The sequence below is a fragment of the Mesoflavibacter profundi genome (genome assembly GCF_014764305.1).
Taxonomy (GTDB): Bacteria; Bacteroidota; Bacteroidia; order Flavobacteriales; family Flavobacteriaceae; genus Mesoflavibacter; species Mesoflavibacter profundi.
This window is the reverse complement of the sequence record NZ_CP061703.1, coordinates 2324555-2332500: the sequence shown is the minus strand read 5'-3', so window position 1 is coordinate 2332500 and position 7946 is coordinate 2324555. Positions and strand designations below refer to the sequence as shown.

Annotated in this window: 6 protein-coding genes, 2 tRNA genes and 2 rRNA genes (1 of these 10 cut by a window edge); 5 read left to right on the top strand and 5 right to left on the bottom strand. The window is 34.0% G+C overall.

The features are described from left to right. The 4 genes from IFB02_RS10530 to IFB02_RS10515 form a co-directional block, all read right to left on the bottom strand. Positions 1-204: ribosomal RNA gene (locus tag IFB02_RS10530) — 23S ribosomal RNA — on the bottom strand (it extends 2614 nt beyond the left edge of the window). 105 nt (positions 205-309) lie between these two features. Further along, positions 310-383: transfer RNA gene (locus IFB02_RS10525), tRNA-Ala, on the bottom strand. A gap of 75 nt (positions 384-458) precedes the next feature. Further along, positions 459-532 (bottom strand) — tRNA-Ile (locus tag IFB02_RS10520). Positions 533-597: 65 nt separating this feature from the next. Next, positions 598-2121, bottom strand: a 16S ribosomal RNA gene (locus tag IFB02_RS10515). Together the 16S and 23S rRNA genes with 2 tRNA genes alongside form the textbook arrangement of a ribosomal RNA operon. Positions 2122-2718: 597 nt before the next feature. On the opposite strand from IFB02_RS10515, the gene thrS reads away from it, so the two are divergent. The 5 genes from thrS (at position 2719) to IFB02_RS10490 (ending at position 6891) form a co-directional block, all read left to right on the top strand. Continuing rightward, positions 2719-4653 (top strand): threonine--tRNA ligase, encoded by a 1935-nt coding sequence (gene thrS, locus IFB02_RS10510; RefSeq protein ID WP_106687325.1) that lies wholly within the window; start codon positions 2719-2721, stop codon positions 4651-4653. 67 nt (positions 4654-4720) lie between these two features. After that, a complete protein-coding gene (infC, locus tag IFB02_RS10505; protein ID WP_255457297.1) occupies positions 4721-5233 on the top strand; it encodes a translation initiation factor IF-3 in 513 nt (170 codons plus the stop codon). A 57-nt stretch (positions 5234-5290) separates the two neighbouring features. Next, entirely contained in the window at positions 5291-5488 is a 198-nt protein-coding gene (rpmI, locus tag IFB02_RS10500; RefSeq protein ID WP_106687323.1) for a 50S ribosomal protein L35, read from the top strand. Between the two features lie 99 nt (positions 5489-5587). Further along, positions 5588-5932 (top strand): 50S ribosomal protein L20, encoded by a 345-nt coding sequence (gene rplT / locus IFB02_RS10495; RefSeq protein ID WP_027879973.1) that lies wholly within the window; start codon positions 5588-5590, stop codon positions 5930-5932. 137 nt (positions 5933-6069) lie between these two features. Then, positions 6070-6891 carry an HAD family hydrolase gene (locus IFB02_RS10490; protein ID WP_106687322.1) on the top strand — a complete coding sequence of 274 codons (822 nt, stop codon included), beginning with the start codon at positions 6070-6072 and terminating at the stop codon, positions 6889-6891. Here the strand turns inward: IFB02_RS10490 and IFB02_RS10485 are convergent. Further along, entirely contained in the window at positions 6878-7945 is a 1068-nt protein-coding gene (locus IFB02_RS10485) for an adenylate/guanylate cyclase domain-containing protein (protein ID WP_106687321.1), read from the bottom strand. The two genes, IFB02_RS10490 and IFB02_RS10485, sit on opposite strands and share 14 nt — an antisense overlap. Position 7946: the final 1 nt, after the last annotated feature.

Genomic DNA, 7946 nt, shown 5'->3' with positions numbered 1-7946 from the left:
CTTTTCCTCCGGGTACTTAGATGTTTCAGTTCTCCGGGTTAGCTTCCTTTCGGATAATACATCTTCAATGTATTAGGTTGCCCCATTCGGAAATTTACGGATCAATTTGTATGTGCCAATACCCGTAACTTATCGCAGCTTATCACGTCCTTCATCGCCTCTGAGAGCCTAGGCATTCCCCATACGCTCTTATTTAGCTTATTGTACTTTTTGTTCTTTAATGAGTTTACTCGTTACATTAATAAATAAATATTTATTAAAATTATTTTTTTCAATATGTCAATGAACTTTATCAAACCTAATTGATTGTGGAGAATATCGGAGTCGAACCGATGACCTCCTGCGTGCAAGGCAGGCGCTCTAGCCAGCTGAGCTAATTCCCCATACACTAGTAGTTAGTATACAGTAGTCAGTAGTTAAAACTTAACTACTACTCAACTTCTAGAATTTCCTATTAGTAGTCTCAGGCAGACTCGAACTGCCGACCTCTACATTATCAGTGTAGCGCTCTAACCAGCTGAGCTATGAGACTCTACTATAATAGATACAAATTAACAGCTTAAGAATAAATCAATTAAAACAAGAACAGTTCTCTAGAAAGGAGGTGTTCCAGCCGCACCTTCCGGTACGGCTACCTTGTTACGACTTAGCCCTAGTTACCGATTTTACCCTAGGCCGCTCCTTTCGGTGACGGACTTCAGGCACTCCCAGCTTCCATGGCTTGACGGGCGGTGTGTACAAGGCCCGGGAACGTATTCACCGCATCATGGCTGATATGCGATTACTAGCGATTCCAGCTTCACGGAGTCGAGTTGCAGACTCCGATCCGAACTGTGATAGGGTTTATAGATTCGCTCTTTCTCGCGAAATGGCTGCTCTCTGTCCCTACCATTGTAGCACGTGTGTAGCCCAGGACGTAAGGGCCGTGATGATTTGACGTCATCCCCACCTTCCTCACGGTTTGCACCGGCAGTCTTGCTAGAGTTCCCGACATTACTCGCTGGCAACTAACAACAGGGGTTGCGCTCGTTATAGGACTTAACCTGACACCTCACGGCACGAGCTGACGACAACCATGCAGCACCTTGTGATTTGTCCGAAGAAAACTCTATCTCTAAAGCTGTCAAACCACATTTAAGCCCTGGTAAGGTTCCTCGCGTATCATCGAATTAAACCACATGCTCCACCGCTTGTGCGGGCCCCCGTCAATTCCTTTGAGTTTCATTCTTGCGAACGTACTCCCCAGGTGGGTCACTTATCACTTTCGCTTAGCCACTCAATCCGAAAACCGAACAGCTAGTGACCATCGTTTACGGCGTGGACTACCAGGGTATCTAATCCTGTTCGCTCCCCACGCTTTCGTCCATCAGTGTCAGTATATTATTAGTAATCTGCCTTCGCAATTGGTATTCTATGTAATATCTATGCATTTCACCGCTACACTACATATTCTAACTACTTCATAACAACTCAAGACAACCAGTATCAAAGGCAATTCTACAGTTAAGCTGCAGGATTTCACCTCTGACTTAATTATCCACCTACGGACCCTTTAAACCCAATGATTCCGGATAACGCTTGGATCCTCCGTATTACCGCGGCTGCTGGCACGGAGTTAGCCGATCCTTATTCTTACAGTACCGTCAAGCCTCTACACGTAGAGATGTTTCTTCCTGTATAAAAGCAGTTTACAACCCATAGGGCAGTCTTCCTGCACGCGGCATGGCTGGATCAGAGTTGCCTCCATTGTCCAATATTCCTCACTGCTGCCTCCCGTAGGAGTCTGGTCCGTGTCTCAGTACCAGTGTGGGGGATCTCCCTCTCAGGACCCCTATCTATCGTTGCCTTGGTATGCCGTTACCACACCAACTAGCTAATAGAACGCATGCTCATCTTTTGCCGTAATCTTTAATACTTTCTCGATGCCAAGTAAGTATACTATAAGGTATTAATCCAAATTTCTCTGGGCTATCCCTTAGCAAAAGGTAGATTGCATACGCGTTACGCACCCGTTCGCCGGTCGTCAGCAAAAAAGCAAGCTTTTTTCTGTTACCCCTCGACTTGCATGTGTTAAGCCTGCCGCTAGCGTTCATCCTGAGCCAGGATCAAACTCTTCATCGTTAAATTTTAAATATTATTAACTGTTTAATCTTGACTTCAAATGATTTATTCTTCTTTGTTGCTTTAGCCGTTTCCAACTAAAACTTACGCTGTCAATTCAATATGTTTATGAACTTTGTTTTTTATTTCTTAAGGCGTTTATCTCCTAAGCGGGTGCAAATATATGTCAAGTTTTTTTATCTCGCAAATTATTTTTTAATTTTTTTTAAAAAATAATTTTTAACTCGTTTTGCACTTCAATATTTCCTCTAGAACTTTCCGTTAAACTACCGCCGCTTTCGCTAAACATGTAATTGTTTCGGGCTGCAAATATAAAACCCTTTTTTAATTCTACAACACTTTTTTTAATCTTTTTTTCGACTTTTTTTTAAGCAACAACCAAAACCCTTTACTAACAACTACTTAGACCTTAAATTTATTTCTGTTTTTTTTCAAACCTATATCCTCTTTATTATTTCTTAACATTATTTATCATAATTAATAGATCTTTTTAATGGTTGATTATGGGATAATATTAGTTTTCTAATATCATATATATATAATAGTATTGCAACACTATTAATATACTATTATATTTGCAGCCTAATAAAATTATACATGATAAATATAACTTTACCTGATGGTAGTGTAAAATCTTTTAAAGATGGTATTACACCTTTTGATGTTGCTAAAAGTATTAGTGATGGATTAGCAAGAAATATAATTTCGGCAAAATTTAATAACCAAACCATTGAGACTTCAACCAAATTAAGTACTGATGGTGATCTTATATTGTATACATGGAATGATACAGAAGGTAAAAAAGCATTTTGGCATAGTTCTGCTCATATTTTAGCTCAAGCAATAGAAGAATTATACCCTAACAGTAAATTAACTATTGGTCCGGCAATAGAAAATGGTTTTTATTATGATGTAGATTTTGGTGACGATTCTATAAATGATAAGGATTTTAAGAAAATCGAAGATAAGATGTTAGAAATTGCAAGAGGAAAACATGATTTTAACATGAGAGCTGTTTCTAAAACCGAAGCATTAGAATTATACAAAGACAATATATATAAGACAGAACTAATTGAGAATCTAGAAGATGGTTCAATTACATTTTGTGATCATTCTACTTTTACAGATTTATGTCGTGGTGGACATATACCTAATACTGGAATAATAAAAGCAGTTAAAATCTTATCTGTAGCAGGAGCATATTGGAGAGGTGACGAAAACAACACTCAATTAACACGAGTTTACGGTATTTCATTCCCTAAACAAAAAGAATTAAAAGAATATTTAGAACTTTTAGAAGAAGCAAAAAAACGAGATCATAGAAAACTTGGAAAAGAATTAGAATTATTTACTTTTTCGCAAAAAGTTGGACAAGGACTTCCTTTGTGGCTTCCAAAAGGCGCTGCATTAAGAGAACGTTTAGAAAACTTTTTAAAAGTAGCACAGAAAAAAGCAGGATATGAAATGGTTGTAACACCACATATTGGTCAAAAGGAACTATATGTAACATCTGGTCATTATGCTAAATATGGAGAAGATAGTTTTCAACCAATCACTACACCTAAAGCAGATGAAGAGTTTTTATTAAAACCAATGAACTGTCCACACCATTGCGAAATATACAATAACACACAATGGTCTTACAAAGATTTACCAAAACGCTATGCCGAATTTGGTACTGTATATAGATATGAGCAAAGTGGAGAATTACATGGCCTTACAAGAGTAAGAGGATTCACTCAAGATGATGCTCATATATTCTGTACACCAGACCAATTAGATCAAGAATTTAAAAATGTAATAGACCTAGTATTATATGTCTTTGGATCTTTAGGATTTGAAAACTTCACTGCACAAGTATCATTACGTGATCCAGAAAAACCAGAAAAATATATTGGTAGTGATGAAAATTGGGAAAAAGCAGAACTAGCTATCTTAAATGCTGCTAAAGAAAAAAATCTAAATTATGTTATAGAAACAGGCGAAGCCGCATTTTATGGCCCAAAATTAGATTTCATGGTAAAAGATGCTTTAGGAAGACAGTGGCAATTAGGAACTATTCAAGTAGATTATAACCTACCTGAAAGATTTAACTTGACATATAAAGGAAGTGACAACGAATCTCACAGACCCGTTATGATCCATCGTGCTCCTTTTGGAAGTATGGAACGTTTTATAGCAATTTTATTAGAACATACCGGAGGAAATTTTCCTTTATGGTTAATGCCAACACAAGTTTCTGTGTTAACTCTTAGTGAAAAATATGAAAATTACGGTCAAAATGTTTTAAATTTGCTAGAAAATAACGAAATTCGCGCAATTATTGACAACCGTAGTGAAACTATTGGTAAGAAAATTAGAGAAGCAGAATTAAACAAAACACCATTTATGATTATAATTGGTGAACAAGAAGAAAAAGAAAATAAAATTTCTGTAAGAAAACATGGTGGCGAAGATTTAGGCATGATTAGTGTAGAAGAATTTTCAGAAATTATAAATTCAGAAATAAACAAAACAAAAAAACAATTTTAAATTTAAGTTTAACTAAAAACGAAAAGCCATAGCAATACGTAGAAAAAGATCAAGAGGTCCAGCAAGAATTGTCAAAGAAGACCAACACAGAATTAACTCTAAAATTAGAGCAGAAAAAGTACGTGTAGTTGGAGACAATGTAGAAGTAGGTATATACTCAATCAAGCAAGCTTTAGCATTTGCTGAAGAACAAGAACTAGATTTAGTAGAAATCTCACCTAAAGCTGATCCACCTGTTTGTAAAGTAATGGATTACAAAAAGTTTCTTTACGAACAAAAAAAGCGCGATAAAGCATTAAAAGCAAAAGCGTCTAAAGTAGTTATTAAAGAAATAAGATTTGGTCCACAAACAGATGACCATGATTACGAATTTAAAAAGAAACACGCAGAGAAATTTTTAAAAGATGGTGCAAAATTAAAAGCATTTGTATTTTTTAAAGGACGCTCTATAGTGTTTAAAGAACAAGGTCAAATCTTATTATTACGTTTAGCTCAAGATCTAGAAGAATTTGGTAAAGTAGAACAAATGCCAAAACTAGAAGGTAAACGTATGACTATGTTTATTGCACCAAAAAAATAAAAATCCTTTAAAAGGATAAAAATATTATAAGCGAAATAATAAAAACTAGGAAACAAAATGCCTAAAATGAAAACTAAATCTAGTGCTAAGAAGCGTTTTAAGCTTACTGGTACTGGAAAAATTAAAAGAAAGCACGCGTTTAAAAGTCACATCTTAACAAAGAAGTCTAAAAAACGTAAGCTAGCGTTAACTCATGACGGTTTAGTTCATGAGGCAGACGAAAACAATGTTAAAATCATGTTACGTTTAAAGTAACACGACTTTAACCGGTTAAAATTATTTATAAACCCTGGAGTTAGGCTCAAATAAAAGTGTTAAGCAATTAACCGCCTACTACAAAAAAACAATTAAATTATGCCTAGATCAGTAAATTCTGTAGCTAAAAGAGCCAGAAGAAAAAAGGTGCTTAAACAAGCAAAAGGTTACTTTGGACGTCGTAAAAACGTTTGGACAGTAGCAAAAAATGCGGTTGACAAAGCTATGCAATATGCATACAGAGACCGTAGAAACAAAAAAAGAACATTCCGTGCATTATGGATTACGCGTATTAACGCAGGTGCAAGATTACACGGTATGTCTTATTCACAATTTATGGGTAAATTAAAAGCTAATAATATCGAATTAAACCGTAAGGTTTTAGCAGATTTAGCAATGAATAACCCAGAAGCTTTTGAAGCAATTGTAAATAAAGTTAAATAAGGCTTTTTGCCATTTGTATAACAATACTTCGCTTATAAAATTAAATCCGATTCTTTTTAGAATCGGATTTTTTTGTTCACATAATTTTAATACTACTTTAATAAAAAACAACTACGTTTGTATAAAATCCAAACTATATGAAATTATCCCAAGTCAAACTTGTTGTCTCTGATATGGATGGGACATTATTAAATAGTCAAGGTCACGTAAGCCAAGACTTTTTTAATCTATTTGAAGATCTTAAAAAGGAAAACATTCATTTTGTAGCCGCAAGTGGTAGACAATATTATAGTATTACAGACAAACTAAATGGGATTACTAATGATATAACCATTATTGCCGAAAATGGCGCATTGACAAAACAACAAGACAATGATTTATTATTAATCAATTTATCTAAATCTGAAATTGAAAATTTAGTTACACTTCTAAGAGAATTTAAAGATATAGAGATCGTGTTATGCGGAAAGAAAACTGCTTATATAGAATCTCAAAACAAAAGCTTTATTTCCTTTTTTAAAGAATTTTATGCTAAGTATCAACAAGTAGATGACTTAACAAATGTTGAAAATGATGAGTTTTTAAAACTAGCGATTCATTGCAAACATGGTTCTGAAACACAATTATACCCGCATTTAAAACACTTAGAGTCTGATTACAAAGTTAAAGTATCTGGAGAAGTATGGTTAGACATATCTCATCTTAATGCAAATAAAGGTTATGCACTTTCAAAACTTCAAGATTGTTTAGGGATAACTTCAGATCAAACTATGGTTTTTGGTGACTATAATAACGATTTAGAAATGATGGATTGCGCCTATTTTAGTTATGCTATGCAAAATGCACATCCAAATGTTAAAGCTGCTGCTAGATTTGAAACAAAAAGCAATAATGACGAAGGTGTAGAATTTATACTTAGAGCACTTTTAGAAGACATCAAAAATTCTAAACTGGGTTAATTGCATAAATCTTGACTAAGCTTTCTTTACCCTTAAGATTAATTTCCCCGATAGAATTTATGTTATAAGCGTGTAAGTTATACATTGTTTTGTATAAACTTTCAGAAATTAATAACGATTCTTCGTACTTATTACATTCGCCTTGTATCCTTGCAGTTGTATTAATAACATCGCCATGATAAGCAATTTCCTTTTTTATGGTTCCAACTTCTGTAACAATTAGTTTTCCACCATGTAAACCAGCTTTAAATTGTGGTATAAACCCAAAATGTTTTAAATACCATTTTTCTTTTCGTTTTAATTGTTCTAAGAATTTGTAGTAAAGCTTAACACAATTATTGTGCTTTACTCCTTTTTTATAGGTCCAACTTAAAACAGCTTCATCGCCTACATATTGATATATTTCGGCATCAAACCTTCCAATAATTCTATTTAAATCGTAAAAACAACTTTGTATTAACTTACTATATTTATAATGTCCTAGTTGCTCTGCTATTTTTGTCGAGTCTTTTAAATCTAAAAACATAAAAACGCGACGTTCCTCTCTTGGTTTTCTATATTTTCCTATTAAAAAATTAAAAAACACACCTTGGCCAAACTTTTCGTTTGCTATTTTGATAAACGTAAATACTTGAGAACAGATAATAAAGTAACCAATTAACAACCAAAATACTTTGTTTTGTTGCCACCAACCTAAATCGTTAGAAAGATTTAAATCTATTTCTACTTCTGCTTGACTATAAATTATCGATAAAAATATAATCATACCTACAAGGTAGACTACAAATTTGATTAATAATATTACTGCTAGAGATAGATTTTTAATTATGAATTTGTCAAAAACAAATTCTACAATAGCATAAAGTAGCCCAATTAAGACACCTAAATATAGTCCATATTTAAGTAGATTTATAAAAGAAAAGTCTGTAATTTCTAACCCTTCTTCTGCTCCAATTGCAAAATATCTTATAGTTATATATAAACAGAAAGCTGCAGACCAAAATAATGTGGTACTAAATAAGAGCTTAATAAATTGAATGAAATAATATCTCAAC